The sequence below is a fragment of the Rhodococcus sp. NPDC003322 genome (assembly GCF_053589555.1).
This window is the reverse complement of sequence record NZ_JBSFSC010000002.1, coordinates 763398-783211: the sequence shown is the minus strand read 5'-3', so window position 1 is coordinate 783211 and position 19814 is coordinate 763398. Positions and strand designations below refer to the sequence as shown.

General features: G+C 70.5%; 15 protein-coding genes. 5 read left to right on the top strand and 10 right to left on the bottom strand.

The window, feature by feature from the left end; translation table 11 throughout:
* Window positions 1–2039 precede the first annotated feature (2039 nt).
* A complete protein-coding gene (locus ACWDUM_RS09920; RefSeq protein WP_450133842.1) occupies window positions 2040–2183 on the bottom strand; it encodes a hypothetical protein in 144 nt (47 codons plus the stop codon).
* Window positions 2184–4679: 2496 nt separating this feature from the next.
* Here ACWDUM_RS09920 and rsmG point away from each other — a divergent pair.
* The 4 genes from rsmG to ACWDUM_RS09900 all read left to right on the top strand — a co-directional run bounded on the left by rsmG (window position 4680) and on the right by ACWDUM_RS09900 (window position 8430).
* Window positions 4680–5351, top strand: coding sequence for a 16S rRNA (guanine(527)-N(7))-methyltransferase RsmG (rsmG, locus tag ACWDUM_RS09915; RefSeq protein WP_450113857.1), 672 nt, complete (start codon window positions 4680–4682; stop codon window positions 5349–5351).
* 54 nt (window positions 5352–5405) lie between these two features.
* Window positions 5406–6410 (top strand): ParA family protein, encoded by a 1005-nt coding sequence (locus ACWDUM_RS09910; protein ID WP_450133841.1) that lies wholly within the window; start codon window positions 5406–5408, stop codon window positions 6408–6410.
* The gene (locus ACWDUM_RS09905; RefSeq protein ID WP_450133840.1) at window positions 6410–7516 is read left to right on the top strand and encodes a ParB/RepB/Spo0J family partition protein; all 1107 of its coding nucleotides are present in this window, start codon (window positions 6410–6412) and stop codon (window positions 7514–7516) included. The genes ACWDUM_RS09910 and ACWDUM_RS09905 overlap by 1 nt, the downstream gene beginning before the upstream one ends.
* Window positions 7517–7752: 236 nt before the next feature.
* Window positions 7753–8430, top strand: a complete 678-nt coding sequence (locus ACWDUM_RS09900; protein WP_450113854.1) for a GNAT family N-acetyltransferase — start codon at window positions 7753–7755, stop codon at window positions 8428–8430.
* Between the two features lie 38 nt (window positions 8431–8468).
* Here ACWDUM_RS09900 and ACWDUM_RS09895 read toward each other — a convergent pair whose 3' ends face one another.
* From ACWDUM_RS09895 to ACWDUM_RS09870, 6 genes are all read right to left on the bottom strand, one after another.
* Window positions 8469–9668: an N-acetylmuramoyl-L-alanine amidase gene (locus ACWDUM_RS09895; RefSeq protein ID WP_450113853.1), complete on the bottom strand. Its 1200-nt coding sequence runs from the start codon at window positions 9666–9668 to the stop codon at window positions 8469–8471.
* Between the two features lie 95 nt (window positions 9669–9763).
* Window positions 9764–10087: a thioredoxin gene (gene trxA, locus ACWDUM_RS09890; RefSeq protein ID WP_450113852.1), complete on the bottom strand. Its 324-nt coding sequence runs from the start codon at window positions 10085–10087 to the stop codon at window positions 9764–9766.
* Between the two features lie 49 nt (window positions 10088–10136).
* Entirely contained in the window at window positions 10137–11126 is a 990-nt protein-coding gene (gene trxB / locus ACWDUM_RS09885) for a thioredoxin-disulfide reductase (protein ID WP_450113851.1), read from the bottom strand.
* 45 nt (window positions 11127–11171) lie between these two features.
* Entirely contained in the window at window positions 11172–11783 is a 612-nt protein-coding gene (locus ACWDUM_RS09880; protein ID WP_450133839.1) for a TetR/AcrR family transcriptional regulator, read from the bottom strand.
* 40 nt (window positions 11784–11823) lie between these two features.
* Window positions 11824–12549 (bottom strand): ABC transporter ATP-binding protein, encoded by a 726-nt coding sequence (locus ACWDUM_RS09875; RefSeq protein WP_450113849.1) that lies wholly within the window; start codon window positions 12547–12549, stop codon window positions 11824–11826.
* On the bottom strand, window positions 12546–13673 hold the full coding sequence (locus ACWDUM_RS09870; protein ID WP_450113848.1) for an ABC transporter permease: 1128 nt from the start codon (window positions 13671–13673) through the stop codon (window positions 12546–12548). Before ACWDUM_RS09870 ends, ACWDUM_RS09875 begins: the two co-directional genes overlap by 4 nt.
* Window positions 13674–13803: 130 nt before the next feature.
* Between ACWDUM_RS09870 and ACWDUM_RS09865 the strand changes: the two genes are divergently transcribed.
* Window positions 13804–14379, top strand: coding sequence for a helix-turn-helix domain-containing protein (locus tag ACWDUM_RS09865; protein ID WP_450133838.1), 576 nt, complete (start codon window positions 13804–13806; stop codon window positions 14377–14379).
* A gap of 20 nt (window positions 14380–14399) precedes the next feature.
* On the opposite strand, the gene ACWDUM_RS09860 is transcribed toward ACWDUM_RS09865, so the two are convergent.
* The 3 genes from ACWDUM_RS09860 to murJ all read right to left on the bottom strand — a co-directional run bounded on the left by ACWDUM_RS09860 (window position 14400) and on the right by murJ (window position 19699).
* Entirely contained in the window at window positions 14400–15131 is a 732-nt protein-coding gene (locus tag ACWDUM_RS09860; RefSeq protein WP_450133837.1) for a hypothetical protein, read from the bottom strand.
* Between the two features lie 71 nt (window positions 15132–15202).
* Window positions 15203–15799: an RNA polymerase sigma factor SigM gene (gene sigM, locus ACWDUM_RS09855; RefSeq protein ID WP_450113845.1), complete on the bottom strand. Its 597-nt coding sequence runs from the start codon at window positions 15797–15799 to the stop codon at window positions 15203–15205.
* Window positions 15800–15853: 54 nt separating this feature from the next.
* Entirely contained in the window at window positions 15854–19699 is a 3846-nt protein-coding gene (gene murJ / locus ACWDUM_RS09850) for a murein biosynthesis integral membrane protein MurJ (RefSeq protein WP_450133836.1), read from the bottom strand.
* Between the last annotated feature and the right edge of the window lie 115 nt (window positions 19700–19814).

Here is a 19814-nt window from a genome sequence, read left to right as displayed (position 1 = left end):
TTCCGGGCCGTCGACGAGCGTGCACCTGCCGTCGCGCGCTCAACGGCGGACGCCGCGAAACGCGCTCTCGGCGAGTTCATCGCCTGCTGGTCAGTTCATCCCCAGGCCGGCCGGAACCTGTGGAATTCGGGGTCGTCGATGTGGATATTGCGCCTTGACCCCGAAGGATGGCGTCGCCGAGGTTTCCCCAGGGTTGTGGATAACATGTTTGCTGAGCTCGCCGACCGGGACGTCACCGCCATGAACACGGCAGGCGGGGCGAGCTGATCCACATCGACTTCAAGGACGGCATCCCGGACGGCGGTGGGCGCCCAGGGTTCGGAGCGGCCGACCGCAGGGCATGCTCCGGCGCGGGTTGTGCCCAGCCCTCGCTCGCCTACTCCGAGTGCGCTTCACCGACGGAGAGATCCTCACCGACGGACGCAGGGAGACGGCGGCCCGGTTGTGGACCCGCGCCCACGCGCTCTTCACCGCCCACCGGATCACCGGCGCACGACCGGCGAGTGATTCAACCGAACCCTCGCCGTCGAATGGGCGTTGGGCGACTCCCACCGGTTCGAAGCGGCCCGCTCGGCGGCCTAGCGGAATCGGCTGCACAACTACGACCACCACCGACCCCACATCGGGATCGCGGGACTGTCGCCGATCTCGACCTCGGCGGCGTTCGCAACGTCCCCGGGAAGTGCGAACCAGGGCACGTCGCTCCCACTCCCCCGCCTCGGCGCCCTGGCGCTCAATCGCTGACGCGTTTGTCGCCGGGGCCGGTGCCACGGCCGGTATCGGCTCTGTCTTCGCGCAGGAGCGGAGTCCGTGGAGCGACTCCGACGTCTGGTCGGACGACGAGTGTTCCGCCGCGTGCATCCAAGAGGGATCGGGAGACCACCCCGAGGCGCCTCGGGGTGTCCCGGCCCCCCGAGTACACGGAGATTCTGACGTGATCGACTGGAGCGCAACAGCTTTCGAGTAGGTGGCTGCGGCCGAGGCGTGGTGACGGGGAGATGGGATCACGAAACGGGGTGGACGCGGCGATTGGATGACCGCGCAGACCGGCCCGTTTCGTCACTGTGACACTGGTGGGGCCACCCCGGTCGGGGTCGAAGGGAATCGAGGCGCCGCTCGAGTTGGATCGAGCGACGCTCCATGGTTCGGGCTCCCGGTGTCGGCCCTCCCGCGGCGGGGTGAAGAGCACTTGCCGCGGCTGCCTCGGTTGTTGCCTGTCCTGCCGGTGGGGAGCACGGAGCCGAGCATCGGCTTCGCCCTCCGATCCGCCAGGACCGCGGGGAGTTCTGGCGCGGTGTGCGTTGCCGGTGGGTCCGACGACGACCGCGCCGTGCGCGGTGGCGAGGCAGCCGGACGGCAGAATGCGAGCCGCGGCGGTCTCGTGCATTGCGGCTGTTCTTCGTGAGTCCCTGTTGCCGGAGCGAGGGCCCGGTCGCCTACTGGGAAGCCCAGACGAGTGGATCGGTTTGGGGTTCGGCCGTCGCGCCTCCGGCGGGTGCCGCCGGGTTCTCGGGTTCGAGATCCTCTCCGCGTCTCCGCGTCTCCGCGTCTCCGCGTCTCCGGCGAGAGGCGCACGGCGGGGCGTTGGCGACTGACCTCTTGCCGCCTCGGGGCATGGGACGAGGGTTCCTCGGTGTCCTCGGACCGCGGAGACACGGTCGGGTTGTGAATGTTTCACGTGAATCGGTGCCGGAGGCCACCTGGGTCTTGCTGCTCGGTGGGAAGCGGTCTGACACGGCAGCTGCGGGATCCGGGACTCTTGTTGCGGCGTCACGCGGGACTGCGAGGGTCTCGCCTCGCGAGCCCGGTGCGGCATTCGGAATCAGCAGGTTTCCGCACCTTTGGGGGCACGTCTCTCGGTCGCCGTGTCGACGCCCCGGTGTCCAACCGCCGCCCAGCCGCGTTGTCGTCGGCGCCGTTACAACAGCGGTATCGGCTTCGCGCAGGAGCGGGTCCGGAGCTGGCCGGGGCATCGACACGACCTGCTCGGCGGCAACGTGCTTCCGGGCCCGTGGACGTTCCGAGGAGTTCGACGACGGCTACTGGATGACCTCCCGGCCGTGGGATGCCGCCGCCCGGGGCACGTACTCGGCGGACTCCGACACGTGAACGAGGCCGAGATGAACGAACCCGCGGTGCGACTCCCAGGACTTGCCGGACGACGAGTGTTTCGCCAGGTACATCCGAGAGGGATGGGGGAAGGCGCCGCACCGAGGCAGGGCGCTTCGCGCCGAGCTTCGCGATGTCGGCTGGAGGCCGAGCGGCCGGCCGGACGCCACTGTGTCCGTCGTGTCCGCAGGGCGATGTGGTGTCGGTACTTGCCGCTCGGTGGGAAGTGGTCTCGCTCGGCAGGTGCCGCATCCGGGACTCGGGTGCGATGTCACGCGGGACTGCGAGGGGCGAGCCTCGCGAACCCTGTGCGGCATTCGGCGGATCAGCAGGGTTTCGCACCGCTTGGGGCGTTGCTCCCAACCCGGGCGTTGCAGGGCTGATCGATGGACCCGGGCTCCAGTCGGTGCCGGTGACGCCGTGAGCGTGCTCGACCGTCGGTCCGGTGTTTCACGTGAACCAGGCGCCTCGCCGGCGGCGTGGTCGCGGCGAGGCTCGGCGAGGCGACCGCGCGGTCGACGGCGGGACTGCTGCCGTCGGCGATCGAGGGCGCCTTCGTGCAGAGCCGCGCGCTCAAGTCGACCCGCTTCGACGACGACCGCACGGGTTCTTCGCGGTGCGCCGGCGTCCGCGGACCCTCGGAACCCTCGGCGCCGCCCGGGGCCGGAGTGCGGCCGCGCCACCGGCACCGCGCTGTCCGCGCCCCTCCCCTCCCCCACGGGTGATGGCGATGTTTCACGTGAATCGGTCCAAGCGCCGGACCGAAGGCAGGGCACTTCGCGCCAAGCCGCGCGATGTCGGCTGGAGGCCGAGCCGCCAGCGCGCGGAGCATCGGGTCTGCCAAACCTCCGATCCGGGAGTCCGCGCGCTCGGGTTCACGTGAAACATCGGTTGCACGTCATCGCGGCGGATCGACAGGGGGTAGGCAAGGCGCCTGCCCGCAGAGTCGGTGTACACGCGAACCGGGCCGGTTGGTCGAAGGGGCTTGTGTTGTCGGCACCGCGTCTGGGCAGCGTCGTGCGTCCGCGCGACGAATGGCACACGCTCGATCCCCGATGTGCTCTTCTGGACCATCAACAGCGTGCGTGTCGCTGCTCGCGTGAGTTCCGGACTCGGGAGCCGGGAGGCCACCCTGCAACGGCGTCTGATGCCTCGCCGCCACCCTGCCTCCGGCGCGGGCAACCCGGCCGTGCGGCGCGACGACTCGGGCCGCGAACTCACCCTGACGTAGTCCAACCGATATCCGCTCGATCCGAACACAGGACAGTTGTCTCGGCACTCGGTGTGTGCCGTTGTCGGGTCGGGCGGGGAAGGTTCCCGCGCATGCAGCGCGGGCGTCCGGTCGTTGCCGGTAGCCATCGACGTCATCCCGTGTCGCTGCGGGTGTGGCCCGGCTGGCGCACGATCCGGCCGCGGATCGCTCGTGCCCGAGGCGATCGCGGTCGTCCTTCCTGAGGCCGAGCGAACGTGGCTGCCGGCGCAGTCGTTCCGGGAGCCCACGCCGCAGGTGGGTCGACCGTCCGGGCGCAGCGGGGCCGGACGGATTGGCGGGCACCTCCGTCGGCTGCGCCGGGCGCCTCCCGATCCGGTTTCCGGTTCGCTGTCATCGCAGGGGTTCTCCCGACTCCGTCGTCGCCACTGTTTCACGTGAATCGGGCGGGGTGCCGTGGCGTCCGCATGAGGAGGCGTTCGCCGCGTTCGTTCGAGGGCGCACCCCTCCCCTCCCCCACCGGTTCCGAGTCTCATGCGAATCGGCCCGGCAGCGGACGGCAGGACCGGATGCCTCACGGTCCGCCGGCAAGGTCCGGTCACGTGAATCTCCGGCGGGTCTCGGTGCGATGGCCCTTGCCGGACCCGACAGCTCGGGCGGCCGGGTCCGCGTGATCCGACGGCCGCGGAGGGGGTGACCGTGGTGGGTACGGTGCCGCCGGGCGCCCGGGCCCGATCGACATCGCTCGGTGCGCACCGTCCAGTCACTTCGTCGTCGTGGGCCCGGGGATCGAGCGGGTGGGACGCGGGGAACGTGGCGGTCTCGGCTCCGCGGATCCGTCCCGGGAACGACGAGCCCGTCACCGCCGACTTTGCCCACCGGGCGACATGCCCGGGCGCCCATCCCCCACGAATCTCGAAGGGGATCCGAACGGTTCGGTGCCCGGGGCGGACCGCGCGGAAGGGCACCCGGCACGGGGGGCGTTCGCACCGGTCCGGATGTCTCCGCCGTCGGCGGGACCGGAGGGGTCGGGCGCAGGTGATGGGTCGGCGCCGTCGGCGACGGGGTCGGGGTGCCGAGGTGGCTCCGTCGACGAGACGCGGGCGGTGCCGGCCGCGGGAGAGTCCCGCCACCGGAACCCGATCGGGCGGGCGATCTCGATCGGCGCGGGCCCCGCCGGTCGACGCAGGCCGGGCGGTGCCGGCCGCGGGAGAGTCCCGCCACCGGAACCCGATCGGGCGGGCGATCTCGATCGGCGCGGGCCCCGCCGGTCGACGCAGGGACCGCGGCTGTGAACTTCTCATGTCGGACACCGCGATACGGCCTGTTGGTTTGTGGAATACCGAACTCTCGCGGGAAGATGTTTCACGTGGAACCCACCGAACCCGTCGCCATCCCAGAAGCTGCCCACCGTGTTTTCGGGGACCGCATCGAGATCGCCGAGAAGTACCACGATTCCCTCGCGACGGATGGTGTGGAGCGCGGCCTGATCGGCCCGCGGGAGGTTCCCCGACTCTGGGAGCGTCACCTGCTCAACTGTGCGGTGCTCGGCGAACTGATCGGCGAGGGCGAGTCCGTGGTCGACGTCGGCAGCGGCGCGGGCCTGCCGGGCATCCCCCTTGCGATCGCCCGACCGGACCTGCGGATCACCCTCGTCGAACCGCTGCTGCGTCGCTCGGTCTACCTGGCGGAGTTCATCGAGTCGGTGGGGCTGGACGTGCGGGTGGTGCGTGGTCGCGCCGAACAGGCCGGGGTGGTGCAGGAGGTCGGTGGCGCCGACGTCGTCACCTCACGGGCCGTCGCACCCCTGGAGAAGCTGGCTCGCTGGTCGATGCCGCTGGTCCACGAACACGGTCGGATGCTGGCGATGAAGGGGTCCAGCGCCGCCGAGGAGATCGAACGCGATCGTGCTTCCCTCACCCGCCTGGGGGCTGGCAAGCTGGAGATCGTCGAGTGCGGTGTCGGGATTCTCCCGACACCGACGATTGTGGTTCGGGCGGAACGCATTCCGAAGCGGTCGCATCGCCGATGATGGTCGGCGTCGGGTCGTGCCGGTGATCGAGTCACTTCAGTGAAGGAGCAATACATGTCGGGTGGACCCGAATCCACTGTTTCACATGAAACGGACCACAATTCCTCGCGATCCACCGGCATCACGTCCCCGAACGGACAGGGTGCGCACGCCCCCGGCCCCTACGACGGCATCTCCCTGGAGGAGACGCCGATCGGGGCGGCCGCCCAGCGTGCCAGTCAGGTTCTGCACCCGGGCAGCGTGACCATCCCGAAGCCGGACCGCCGCCGGATGCTCACCGTGGCGAACCAGAAGGGTGGGGTGGGCAAGACCACCACCGCCGTCAACCTGGCGTCCGCGTTGGCGGTGCAGGGCCTGACGGTGCTCGTGGTCGATCTGGACCCGCAGGGCAACGCCAGCACCGCGCTCGGAGTCCCCCACCACTCAGGGGTGCCCTCGACCTACGAGCTGCTCATCGGCCAGACCACGGCGAAGGAAGCGGTCCAGCAGAGCCCGCACAGCGAGCGCCTGTTCTGCATCCCCGCCACCATCGACCTCGCCGGCGCCGAGATCGAGCTGGTCTCGATGGTGGCCCGCGAGAACCGGCTCAAGAACGCGCTGTCCGAGGCCTTCCTCTCCGAGCTCGACGTGGACTACGTCCTCATCGACTGCCCGCCGTCGCTCGGGCTGCTCACCGTCAACGCGCTGGTCGCCGTGAACGAGGTGCTCATCCCGATCCAGTGCGAGTACTACGCACTGGAGGGCGTCGGGCAGCTGCTGCGCAACATCGACATGGTCAAGTCGCACCTGAACCCCGAATTGCACGTCTCGACGGTGCTGCTGACCATGTACGACGGCCGCACCAAGCTGGCCGATCAGGTCGCCGAGGAGGTCCGGACCCACTTCGGGGACGCGGTCCTGCGGGCCGTGATTCCCCGGAGCGTCAAGGTTTCCGAGGCCCCCGGGTACGGGATGACCGTCCTCGACTACGATCCCGGATCACGCGGCGCCATGAGTTATCTCGACGCCGGCCGCGAGCTCGCCGCCCGTACCGCAACGACCAACGCGCAGGAGAACTAGTGGCACAGAGAAGCAAGGGCGGTCTCGGTCGCGGGCTTGCCGCGCTCATCCCGACCGGCCCCGACGCCGGACCCCGCCTCGGGTCCGCGGCCGCCGACGTCATCATCGGCAACGTCACGGCCCCGGTGCCGCCGAAGACGGAGGAACCCGCCCCGGAGCCGGTCCCCTCCCCCACCGCCGCGCCCACCCCGGCCAGCGCACCCGCGCCCGCTCGCAAGGCCGCCAGGACCAAGGCCGCCCCGAAGGCGGCGAAGGTGGAAACGGCCGCCGACGAGGACGTCGATCTGGCTCCGGTCGGCGCGAGCTACCGGGAGATCCCGGCGGCGCAGATCCAGCCGAACCCGATGCAGCCGCGGTCGGTGTTCGACGAGGAGGCCCTCGCCGAACTGGTGCACTCGATCCGCGAGTTCGGGCTCATGCAGCCGATCGTCGTGCGCACGACCGGCCCCGACAGCTATCAGCTGGTGATGGGCGAACGCCGGTGGCGGGCCAGCCAGGCCGCCGGCCTCGAGAAGATCCCCGCCATCGTGCGAGAGACCGGTGACGGCGACATGCTTCGCGACGCCCTGCTCGAGAACATTCATCGGGTGCAGCTCAACCCCCTCGAAGAGGCGGCGGCCTACCAGCAGCTGCTCGAGGAGTTCAACGTCACCCACGAGGAGTTGGCGTCGCGGATCGGTCGGTCGCGGCCGGTCGTGACGAACATGATCCGCCTTCTCAAGCTTCCGATTCCGGTGCAGCGCAGGGTCGCTGCCGGGGTTCTCTCCGCCGGGCACGCCCGGGCGCTGCTCTCCCTCGAGGCCGGTGCCGATGCGCAGGAACTGCTCGCCGCCCGGATCGTCGCGGAGGGCATGTCCGTCCGCGCCACGGAGGAGGCGGTCACCCTCGCGAACCGGGACGGCGGCGAACTCCCCGCTCCCCCGGTCAAGCGCAAGCCGATCCAGATGCCTGGTCTGCAGGATGTCGCGGATCGGTTGTCCGGGGCGTTCGACACCCGAGTCACCGTCAGCCTCGGCAAGCGGAAGGGCAAGATCGTCGTCGAGTTCGGGTCGGTGGACGATCTGCAGCGGATCGTCGAGATGATGGAGACGAACGGGGCGAACTAGTCCCGGTCCGTCGGGGTCGAACCACCCGCGGCCGTTACGTCACCGTGACGTTTTGGTGGGCGCGGGCCCCGGTTCGACTCCGACGTGGAACGAAAACTCTTGATGTGCAAGGTGATTGGTAGCCGGCGCGGCCGTGGAGGGTCGGCACCGACCCGATCGCCTATTCTTGACGGTGAGAAGCCGGTAATTCGGGGATCGTGGTCCCCGCGTGCGAGGTCGTGGAGGCGAGAGACAGGGTGTCGATGCGCATCAGTCCGCTCACCCTCGACGGCTTCGACCAACTCCCCCGGCATTCCCGCCGCTGCGTCTTCTGGGAGATGGACCCCGACGCGTTGCGGGACTCTCGGATCTACGCGGACCCCGAGTTCGAGAAGGAAGCGTGGCTGTCGATGGTCATGCTCGAGTGGGGTTCGTGCGGGCAGGTCGCGACCCTCGAAGGGAAGCCGGCCGGCTGCGCGCTCTACTCGCCGCCCGGCAACGTGCCCCGGTCCAAGTTGTTCCCCACCTCGCCCGTGAGCCCGGACGCGGTCCTCCTGACCACGATGCGGCTCGAACCGGCGGCCGAGCTGGACGGAGTAGGGCCGAGCCTCATTCAGGCCGTTGTGAGCGATCTGGTGCGCCGTGGCGTGCGTGCGCTGGAGGCGTTCGGCATCGTGCGCGGACCCGACGACGAGCGCACGCCCGGCAGTACGCACGAGTGCGGTCCCACCGAGTGCATGATCGACGCCGGCTTCCTCGAGGACATGGGCTTCGAAGTTGTTGCGGCGCACCACCGCTACCCGCGCCTGCGACTGGAGCTCGACCGCGACCACGGCTGGAAGGCGGACGTCGAATCGGCGCTCGAGCGGCTCCTGATGGCGGCGGCGGTGACCGCGGCCGACAGCGGCCAGCGGGCGGCCGTGGGCGTGCTGTGACCGGCGCGCCGTAACCCCTCGGGGCGAAGGCCGCCCGCTCAGGCCCGGTCGGCCTTCGCGAGCTCTTCGGCGAGCAGTTCCTTGAACGTGTACGTGCCGGTCGGCTGGTCGTCCTGCCCGAGCAGGTACAGACGCTTGACGGCGACCAGGATCGCCTCGGCGATGATGTCCCGGTTGCGCGGGTTGATGAGGGTCTTCACGTCGGAATCGTTTGTGAGATAACCGATGTCAATCTGGACCGTTGGCATCGTGGTGAGCCGCAACAGATCCCACGAACGACCATGGGTGCGGCAGTCCTGAAGTGGTGCGCGAGCGACGATTTCACGCTGGATGAAGCTGGCAAGCACCTGCCCGATCCGGGAGGACGCGCCGTGCGAGTTGCCGAAGTGGAAGCTGGCGACACCGTTCGCGTGCGGGCTCGGGCTGGTGGCGCAGCGCAGCGAGATCATCAGGTCCGCGTCGAACGAGTTGGACGTCTCGGCCCGTTCCGCCGTCGACGGGTTGCTGTTGGCCGGATGCGAGAGGAAGGTCTCCATGCCGGTCGCGGCCATCCGGCCCTCGAGCCGACTGGCGATGTCCCAGAGGATCTGTGCCTCGGTGATCGGACCGTGCGGCGTCGGCAGCACGAGACCGCTGGTGTCGCCGCCGAGATCGGGGTCGATGACGATCCGCTTGCCGCTCAGCTGCGGGCCCGACCGCCGGACCGACTCCTCCTCGGTGATCGCGTGCGGGGAGCCCCCGGTGACGCGGGTGCCGAGCAGGTCGAGGGACCGCAGCGTCTGCGGACCGCAGATCCCGTCGGACGCGATGCCGATCTCCCGCTGGAACGACGACAGGCCCTCGTGTGTCTTCGGCCCGAAGTAGCCGTCGACCCGGCTCGAGTAGAAGCCCAGGTCCTGCAACCGGGTCTGCAGCGCGGCGACGTCGTCACCGTACTGCGGCGCCGACAGCTGGTAGGCGAGGGTGCGGGCGCCGAGCCGGTAGGACGCCTCTCGCAGCGCTCGATACGTCGCGGCTCCGACCACTCCGTCGACCAGCAGCCCACGCTGCTGCTGGAAAGCGCGCACCGCGCTGTCGAGATGATGGTCGAACACCGCGTCCGGGGCCACCCACTGGGAACCGTTCACCGCCTCCCGGGGGGAGGTGGAGACGCCACCGCGGAGGTAACCCAGGGCGGAGAGAGTGCCTCGAACCTCGGCAACGGCGGGACCGTGGTCGCCGTGACAGAGTCGATGCATGCGTATGAAACCTTTCTCGTCCTGACGGCAACACCCAGGGGTGATTCTCGCAGAAACCCCCGGGGAATCGGCAATCCCGGGGGCCGTGGCGACCGTTACAGAACTTCGGAAAGGTCCTTGAGCAGTGCTGCCTTGCCCTTGGCGCCGACGATCTGCTTCACCGGCTTGCCGCCCTGGAACAGGATCATCGTCGGGATGGACATCACCTGGAAGTCCCGGGCCGCGGACGGGTTGGCGTCGATGTCGAGCTTGGCGATGGTCAGCTTGTCGGCATGCTCACCGGCGATCTCCTCGAGCACCGGCGCGACCATCTTGCACGGACCGCACCAGGTGGCCCAGAAGTCGACGAGCACGGGCTTCTCGGAGTCGAGCACGTCCTGCTTGAACGAGTCGTCGGTGATGGTGATGGTGTTCGCCATGGGTGTCTCCTCGGGGACGGGGGTGGATCGAATGGGTGCGGGGACGGGGTCAGGCGTCGACGGACACCGTGTTGCCGGCCGCCTCGACGGTGTTGGCGGTGATGTCGCCGCGCTCGGCGAGCCAGCGCTCGGCGTCGATCGCCGCGGACGCACCGGTGCCTGCGGCGGTGATCGCCTGGCGGTAGGTGTGGTCGACGAGGTCACCCGCGGCGAACACGCCCTCCACCGAGGTATACGTGGTCGGCGCCTGCACGCGCACGTAGCCCTCGTCGTCGATGTCGACCTGGCCCTTGACCAGCTCGCTGCGCGGATCGTGACCGATCGCGACGAACATGCCGGTGACCGGCAGCGTCGACTTCTCACCGGTGACGGTGTCGCGGATCACCAGACCGGTGACACTGTTCTCGCCCACCACCTCGACCGGCTCGGCGTTGGTGACGATGCGGATCTTCTCGTTCGCCTTCGCGCGCTCGAGCATGATCCGGGACGCGCGGAACTCCTCGCGACGGTGCACCAGCGTGACCGAACGCGCGAAGCGGGTCAGGAAGGTGGCCTCCTCCATCGCCGAGTCGCCGCCGCCGATGACGGCGATGTCCTGGTCCTTGAAGAAGAAGCCGTCACAGGTGGCGCAGGCGGACACTCCGCGGCCGAGCAGGGTCTCCTCGCCGGGGATGCCGAGGTAGCGGGCTGCGGCGCCCATCGCGAGGATCACGGCGTGCGCGTAGTAGGTCTCACCGTTCGCGACGACCTTCTTCACGGGGCCGGTCACGTCCAGCTCGTCGACGTCCTCGGTGCGGATGTCCGCGCCGAAGCGCTTGGCCTGCTCGCGCATCTCGTCCATCAGGTCGGGGCCCATGATGCCCTCGCGGAAGCCGGGGAAGTTCTCCACCTCGGTGGTGGTCATCAGGGCCCCGCCGAACTGGGTGCCCTCGAACAGGAGCGGCTGCAGTTCCGCACGCGAGGCGTAGACCGCGGCGGTGTATCCGGCGGGTCCGGAACCGACGATGATCAGGTCACGAACCGAGGTCGGAGTAGTCATGCGGGCCTTCCGGGAGATGGGGATGTTGACTGGCTCAACACCAGACTAGGGGGTGATGTTCCCCGGCCGGCCCCGTGCAGCGAGGAACGTCACGTACGGCTCGATCAGCTCGATGGCCCGGGACCGCGCCGCCGCCACGTCCGCGCCGGCCTCGATCTGCCGGGACGCGGCGTGCACGACGGCGCTCACCAGGTCGGCCGTCTCGGCCGGATCGGTCACCCCGAGCTCGTCGAGCGCGGTCACCAACGGGGCCTTGAGCTGGTGGTGCAGTTCCGCGCTTGCCTCGTTCAGTTTCTCGCTCGGCGCGGCGGCCGCGATCGCGGACGCGATGGCGTGCTCGCCCTCGGCGACCAGGTCGAGGTTGGCGCGCACGTACGCCAGGACCCGGCGGTCGGCGGGACCCGCCGCGGCCATCGCCTCCTCCACGCGCGCCGACCAGCGCGGGAACGCGTCCTCGATCAGCGCCTCGAGCAGGTGCTGCCGTGACCGGAAGTACTGGTACATGCTGGACCGGGCCAGGCCGGCCCGGGCCGCGACCTCGGCGAAACCGAGGACCTCGGGGTTGCCCTCGGCGAGCACCTCGCGGGCGGCGTCGAGCAGGGCGCGTTGCTGCGCGGCCCGGTGCTCGGCGACCGTCGGTGCGGTGATCCGTGGCAAACGCCGTCCCCTTCCCCGGTTCGGCCGATCCGGGCGGGGCTCAGACGGCGGTGAGGCGACCGTCGGTCATCGTCACCACCCGGTCGCAGTGGTCGAGGACATCGTAGTCGTGGGTGACCATGACGGTGGCGGTGCCCGATTGCCGGGTCTCCTGCGCCAGCAGCCGCACGATGTCCTGGCTGCGGGCCCGGTCCAGGGCCGCGGTCGGCTCGTCCACCAGCAGCACCGACGGGCGGGCCACCAGGGCTCGCGCGATGCCGACCCGCTGGCGTTCGCCGCCGGAGAGCTGGTCGGGGCGACGATCCAGTTTGTCCCCGAGCCCGACCGCCTCGAGCAGTTCGCGCGGGTCGCGGAACCGGGACCGCTCCGACCGGGGCGCCATGCGGGCGAGGAGCTGCAGCTGCTCGGTGGCGGTGAGCGCGGCGAGCAGGTTGCCGGACTGGAAGACGAACCCGATGTGGGTTGCCCGGAACCGGGCCAGTTCCCGGCGGGACAGCGCGGTCAGGTCGTGGCCGTCGACGAGGACGGTGCCGGAATCGACGCGACCGAGGCCACCCGCGACGGCCAGCAGGCTCGACTTGCCCGAGCCGGAGGGTCCGACCACCGCGACGAACTCACCGGGTGCGACGGTCAGGTCCACGGCGTCGAGCGCGACGACCGTGCCGGCCCCGTCCCCCAGGGTCAGGTTCGCCCCGCGCAGTGACAGACCGGCGTCCGTGGTCTCTTCGGTGGAATCGGTTGCGGTGGAATCATTCCGGGTGGTCATCGGGCACCTCCGAGTGCGGTCAGGGGGTCGACGGATGCGATGCGGGCGATGGCGGCGGCGGAGCCGAGCAGACCGAGCACGATCAGCAGTGCCGAGGCGGTCACGACGGCGGCCGGATCGAGGGCGAACGGCACTCCCCCGCCGATCAGCGCCCCGAGGCCGGAGCCGATGGCCGCCCCGACCGCGGTCGCGGCGAGCAGCAGGAGAAGAGCCTGGGCGAGCCCGTCCCGCAACAGGTATCGGGTCGGCGCACCGAGTGCGCGCAGCACCGCGATCTCGTGCTTGCGCTGGATCGTCCAGACGGTGAAGAACGCCCCGACCACCAGAGCTGAGATCGCGTACAGGAACACCTGGATCAGGGACAGCGTGCTGGTCTCCGCGGAGAAACCGGGCGAGGAGGCGAAGGAGTCCTCGAGCTTCACGGAGGACGTGTTCGCGGCCGCGTCACCCGCCGCGAGATCCAGCTTGGAACCCGGAAGTGACTGCAGCGCAACGGCGGTCGCTTCGGTGTATGCCTGCGCGGGTGCGGTGTCGTCGGGGCGGGTGCCCGCGTGGATCTCCTGCCAGGTGCGCAGCGGCACGAACGCGACGTCGACGTGGCCGAAGGTGTGCTGCTCGGCGGTCGCGCCGACCACCCGCAGTGTGGTTCCGAGCCGGTCGATGGTGATCGTGTCGCCGATCTTCAGGCCGGCGTCGAGGGCGGTGCTGCTGACCACCAGGCCGTCCGGGTCGGCCAGCCCGCTGCCCGCCGCGGCGGCCGGGGCCAGGAAGGAGTCCGGCTCGACCCCGAACAGGGCCAGGTCCACCGGCACCCCGCTGTCGCTGTGGGCGTTGACGAGGAAGTTGCCGAACGGGGCGGCGTCCGCGACACCGGGTTGCTGCCGCCAGGCCTGCACCTGCTCTTCGTCGACGACCGACCGGGAGAAGGCGCTGTCCGTCTTGGTGCCTGCCCCGAAGGCGAATGCGGTCACCGGCAGTCGTTTGAGCCCGGAGACGCCGTCCTCGACCAGTCCGGACGAGAGTCCGGACAGGAGAACGGTGAGGACTGCGATGAGGGCGACGACGCCGCCCATCAGTCCGAAGCGGGCGCGGGCGAACCGCAACTCCCGTAGTGCGAGGAACATGGCATCTCCTGAGCCCTGGGGGCATTTTCACGACAGTGTGTCGGCAAAGATACCAACACCGAGTCGTCAAGATCGGCGTGGGGCCCGAACCGGTGGCCCCGACCGGTTCCAGGGGCGACAATCAGGAGCGATGAACACCACCACATCGGGTCGGCCCCGTGACCCCCGCATCGACACCGAGGTCTTGACCGCAACGCGAGAGTTGTTGCTGGAGGCCGGATTCGACCAGCTGAGCGTTCGTGCCATCGCGAACCGTGCCGGGGTGAGCCGGGCCGCGATCGGGCGCCGGTGGGACTCGAAGGCGCAACTCGTCCTCGACGCCGTCCTCGGCGTGACCCCGGATCTGGCTCCCTTCGACGGCGCCGACCGGGAGGGCTGGATCCGGTGGGTGGTTACCGGCAGCTCCGAACTGTTCCGGCAACCGGCCGTGCGGGCGGCGGTGCCGGGGCTGCTGGCCACCCTCCGCGATCACGACGACCTGCGCACCGCGCTGTGGCGCAACTTCGCCGGGCCGGCCGCCGCGCTGTTCCCCGGACGCACCGCGCACGACGGCACCGACCCGGACACCGCCCGGGCCCTGCTCGCACTGGGGGCAGGCGCGGCGATGTTCCTGTCCCTGATCGCGCCGAGCGAGGACACCGACGAGGTGCGCGAGGCCATCCTGGCCATCCTGTTGCCCGGTGCCGGGGTCGAGCCGTCCGGGTAGATCAGCTCAGGGGCCCTGCGTCAGCCGATGTCGGCGCGCGCCAGGGTCGCGGGATCGTCTGCGCTGCAACTGGATCGGACGACCAGCGCGGTGATCTGAGGCGGTCGCGGTCCCGCGAAGAGCAGCAGCACACCGGCGGCGCCCCGCAACCGGACCGGCCCGGATCCGAGTAGCGCCGTCGTTGGGTCGATTCCGTTGGCACGCAGGCATTCCGCACGCTGACCCGGATCGGAAAGGCTGCCCAGCGCGGTGTGGCCGAGCATGGCGAGCGCGGTGTCGGGCCGCAGGTCGTCGCCCAGCTGGACGGTCCCCGGCGGATCGGCGAGCGCGGTGGTGCCGGGTGCGGTGTCAGGGTCGTCGGCCACGATTCGGGAGAAGCCGATCGTACCGGCCGCGAACACCACCAGCGCGGCGGCGGCCGCTGCAGCGACCCGAACAGGGTCGAAACGGCGGGTCCGCGGTGCGACGGTCGACGCCGGATCGCCGGCGGCCGTGGCGTCGTCGAGCGCGGCGTGCAGCCGGGCGATCACATCGTCGGGAGCAGGCGGCGCGGGTGCGGGGTCGGTGCGCAGGGCGCCGAGTTCGGCTCGGACCCGGTCGAGAGCGGTCAGGGTCGCGCGGGCCTCCGGGTCGTGCGCGACGGCGGTCCGCATCCGGTCCGACACGTCGGCGGGCAGTACGTCACCGTGCAGATCGGCGAGTTGTTCGGGAGTGAACGGGGGGCGAAGCGTGTCGTCACCCTCGGCGACCATGGCACCTCCCCTGCGATCGTTGACTGTGGACCCTCCCCGATGGCGCCGGTTCACACCGTGCGTCACAAGGATTAGACCCCGCGCGGGCCGATTTGGTTCCGCTCTGCTCGAATGTATTTCAACTGTTGCGCGAGTTTGTTACGCGCCCGCGAGCACCGGCTCTTCACGGTGCCCTCCGGAACCCCCAGCAGCGCGGCCGCTTCCGCCACCGAGTAGCCCTCGAGGTCGACGACCACGATCGCGGCGCGCTGATCGGGTGGCAGCGTCGACAGCGCGTCCTCGATCGTCAGCGCCGTCTCCCGCTCCGCCATCGCGTCGCGGGTTTCCGCGGGCTCCGCGCCCTCCCCCTCGGCCAGCGGCACCGTCGGTCGGGCGCGGTTGCGGCGGATCCGGTCCAGGCACGCGTTGACGACGATCTTGTGCAGCCAGCTCCGGACCGCGGCGTCCTCCCGGAATGTCGCGGCAGTGCGGTGCGCCGACAGCAGCGCCTCCTGCAGCGCGTCCTCGGCATCCTGGATCGTGTAGCTGGTGCGGCGCGCCGTCTGCCACAAGTGGTCCTGATGTCGGCCCAGCAACTCCGCAAATGCACGTGGCTCCCCCGCCGCGTGCGCCGCCAGCAGCTGGGCATCGGACAACCCAGCCACGGCGATCCCCCTGTTGATTCGCACGCGCGATGCTAACCGACCGGGGGGTCTCCAGTCACTCCCTCGGGAGCGAAGTGTCTAACGAGTGGACTCGAGTCCGATCTCCGCGATCGTGGTCTGGTTCTTGCCGCCGTCGGTGCCGAGCTTGGTGATCCACACCAGCACGCGGCCGGTGCTGCTGTCCATGGTCACCGGGATGGTCGTGACGCCGTTCTCGAGGGTCGCGCGGCCGATCACCTGGGTCTGGTCGAGTGTGGGCCGGTCGCTGGGCGCGGTCCGGATCTCGACCTGCGTGCCGACGCTCGGCGAGGTGATGGTGACCTCGCTCAGCCGCGCCGGCTGCGCCAGACCGACCAGCAGCCCGACACCGTTCTTGAAGCTCGGGAACTGGTCGAAGTACGCGTCGGTGCTCCACTTCGTGGCCGGGTCGCCGTCGACCGCCAGCGCAGCCGTGGTCGGATTGTCGGCCGATCCCTGGGGCGAGAACACCGTCGCACCCGCAGGCGTCACCGGGGTGGGTGCCACCGGTGCCGGGGCGGCGCCCGTCGCGGCCGAGGGTGCCTCCTGACCGGTGGTCAGGCCGATGTTCTGCTCGTTGAGCGGCTCGTCGGAGCTGCTACCGGCCAACAGGTTGGTGAGCCACCAGCCGGCCAGCGCGAGCACGATCACGGTGAGCACGCCGAGCGTCGACAGCGCGATCAGCATCCGGTTGCTGCGGGTCTTCGCGACCTCCGCGCTCTCCTCCTCGGACAGCGCGTGTCCGGTCGAACCGGCCGGCCGCTGACCGAGCCGCAACGCGGGCATCATGTCGGTCTTCTGGTCGACGACCGATGCCTGGTCCAGGACGTGCTGGACCGTAGCGGCGGTGCGGATGCCGCCGTCGCTCTCCAGGGCCCGGACCGCGACCGCGGAGATCTCGAACGGCACTTCCGGTCGCACGACCCGAGGTTCGACCGGACCGGTGCCGTCCCGGTCGGCGAGCTTCATGCCACCGACCGTGTTGACGGGCCGGGTGTCGGCGGGAGCTCCGGACTCGGGCGCCGGGGCCGGCTCCCCGAGCGGCCACCGCGCGGTGATCAGTGCATAGAGCATCGCGCCCAGCCCGCGGACGTCGGACGGTGCGTCGGCGTCGGACAGCGTCGCGGGGAACGCGAGGACCGCGTTGCCGTCGACGGAGATCCGCACCCGGTCGGGGTGGTCGATGGACAGGGCGCTGCCGCTGCGGTGTGCCGACTCCGCCGCGGACGCCAGTGCCCGGATCGCCCGGGCGGCGCCGACCGGGGATGGCGTGGTGTCGGCCATCTCGCGCAGCGACCGGCCCGGCGTCCACTCGGCGACGACGATGCCGCCGGAGCTGCCGCGGACCACGTCCAGGACCCGGGCCAGGCCGGGCGAGTTGATCCGGCCGAGCCGCAGGGTGCGCGAGAGCACCGCCTGCGGACCGGTGGCGTCGGAGGTGTCGTTGCCGGCGCGCTGCTCCGCGTCGACGAAGGTCAGTGCCACCTCGCGGTCCAGCTTGGTGTCGTGGGCCTGCCAGAACTTCAGGCCCCGGGCGCCACCGTGCGGGGCCAGCAGCCGGTACCGGCCACCGGCGACGGAGGCTCCGGCGATCAGCTTGGGGCCGCGGGGAGCGCTGCGGCGTGCCGTCCCGCTGCCGTCGCCGACCCGCATCGGGGGCAGCTGCGGCGAGCCGATCGGGATGACGCCGGTGTCGACGGTGAGGTCGCGCTCGGGGCGGACCCGGCTGTCGGCGGCACGCTTGTCCGCCGGACGCTTGTCGGCGGGACGCTGGTCGGCGTCGTTCGCCGGTGTGGCCGGACGCTTGTCGGCGGGGCGAGTGGACTCGGATTCGGATGCGCGTGGTGCCGGCGCGGACGCCTCCACCGTGGAACTGCCGGTCTGGCCGCCGGCAACGTTTTCGTCGCTCACCCTCGCTCCTTCGTGCAGCTCGTTTGAATCTCCCGTGGTCGGCGCCCCGGTACGTCGGGCACCAGGGTACGGGAGTTGTTCGCCGCCGCCGCGTTCTACCAGAGGACGCCCGATGACGGGTAGCAGTTCGGTGTCTGCCTCGTAGATCGATACGGCGTCGAGGCGTGCCATCGACCCCGTGTCGGACCGTGCGGCGGGTGCCGTCGCGGCGACCGCTCCGGCCTCGGCCGGTGCCACGACCGGCTGCGCCGGCGTCCGGCCCAGCACCCGGTTGACCAGGCGGGTCACCGCGACCGTCCCGGCGACGACCTCCGGGACGCCGGCGATCCGGAGCAGCGTGAACGTCACCGCGAGCATGAGCACGGCGCACAGCCCGACCTGGACGAAGGCGCCGGGCCCGCCGAACCGGTCCCCGAGCCGGTCCAGGCCGAGGAGTTCCTCGGCGGCGAGCATCGCGATGCCACCGGCCACCGAGGCGATGACCACCAGCACGACCGTCTTGCCGACGTTCGCCATGCGCAGCGACCCGAGGCTGCGGCGCAGCAGCACCGCACCGATCACCGCACCGGCGGTGAACCCGAGACCGTTCGCGACACCGAGCAGGCTGACCACCTGCTCGTCGTCGGTCGCCACCACCGGCGCCAGGACCGACAGCACGACCTTCACCGTGGTGATGCCGAGGATGATCCAGGTCGGCGTCCACGCCTGCTCGCGGGCGTAGAAGACGCGCAGGTGGATGAGGACCAGGGCGTACGGGATCAGGGTGAACGCGGACCAGCTCACCGCGTGGCCGAGGCGTTCGGCGTCGTGCTCGCCGAAGTTGCCGTAGCCGAACAGCGCGTGCCCGACCTGGGGTCCGGCGAAGGTCAGGAACACCACGATCGGCAGCAGCGACACCATCGTCAGGCGGGTCGCGACAGAGAGATCGTCGACGACGGCGGGGGTGTTCTCGTCGGCGGCGTTGCGGCTGAGCCGCGGCATGATCGCGGTCAGCACGGTGACGCCGAGGATGCCGTACGGCAGCTGCAGCAACAGCCACGCCTGCTGGTAGATGACCGGTCCCGCGGCGTCCGCGTCCGCCGCGATGCGGGTGCCGATCGCGAAACCGATCTGGCTGATCAGCACGTACAGCACGATGGCGACGCCCATGCCGGCGAACATCTTGAGCCGGGTGTCGAGACCCCACAGCGGGCGCAGGTTGATGCCCTGCCGCCGGATCGCGGGCAGCAGCGTCACCACCTGCACCACCACGCCGAGGGTGAAGCCGAGGCCGAGCACCAGCAGCCGCGTGGTGGTGACCTCGTCACCGCCGGGCAGCAGCCAGTACACGGCCAGCACGGCGAGGACCGTCAGGTTGTTCAGCACCGGCGCCCAGGCACCCGGTTTGAACACCTGCCGGGTGTTGAGGATCGCCGTGAGCAGCGCGGACAGGCCGTAGAACAGGATGGCAGGCAGCAGCAGATAGGCGAAGTTGGTCGACAGGTGCGCATCGACCTTGCCGTCGTTCGGCAGGAACAGGCGGGTCAGCAGCGGCGCGGCGAGCACTGCGGCGGTCGCGGCCAGTCCGAGGGTGACCACCGACAGGGTGAACAGTCTTCGGACGAAGGTGGCGCCGCCGTCCTCGTCCTCCTTCTCGGCCCGCACCAGCACCGGAACGACGATCGCGGTGAGTACCGCTCCGAGCACCAGCTCCGAGATCATGTTCGGCAGCTGGCTTGCGACGGTGAACGAGCTCGCCGCCGCCGAGCCAAGCGCGGTCAGCAGCAGCACCTGCTTGAGGAACCCGGTGATCCGGCTGACGAGTGTCGCGATCGCGATCGACCCGGTCGACGCGATCAGCCGGGAGTTCGAGTTGTCCGGCTCGGTGTCGTCGTCGTACTCGTCGGTGTCGGTCGACGGCACCACCTGCTGGGGTGCGGTCGTCGTCGGCCGCGCCGTTACCGGTTGGGGCGGCGGGCCGGATTCGGCGACCGGTGGCACGAAACGCTGCGGCATCGCCCGCGTGGCGTCGGAGCCGGGCGCCGCCGCCGGTGCGGGGCGCGGCGGGTACTGCTGCGGTGGATGGGGCGGTGCCGGTTGCGACTGATTCGGGTGGGGCCGGGGCGGGTAC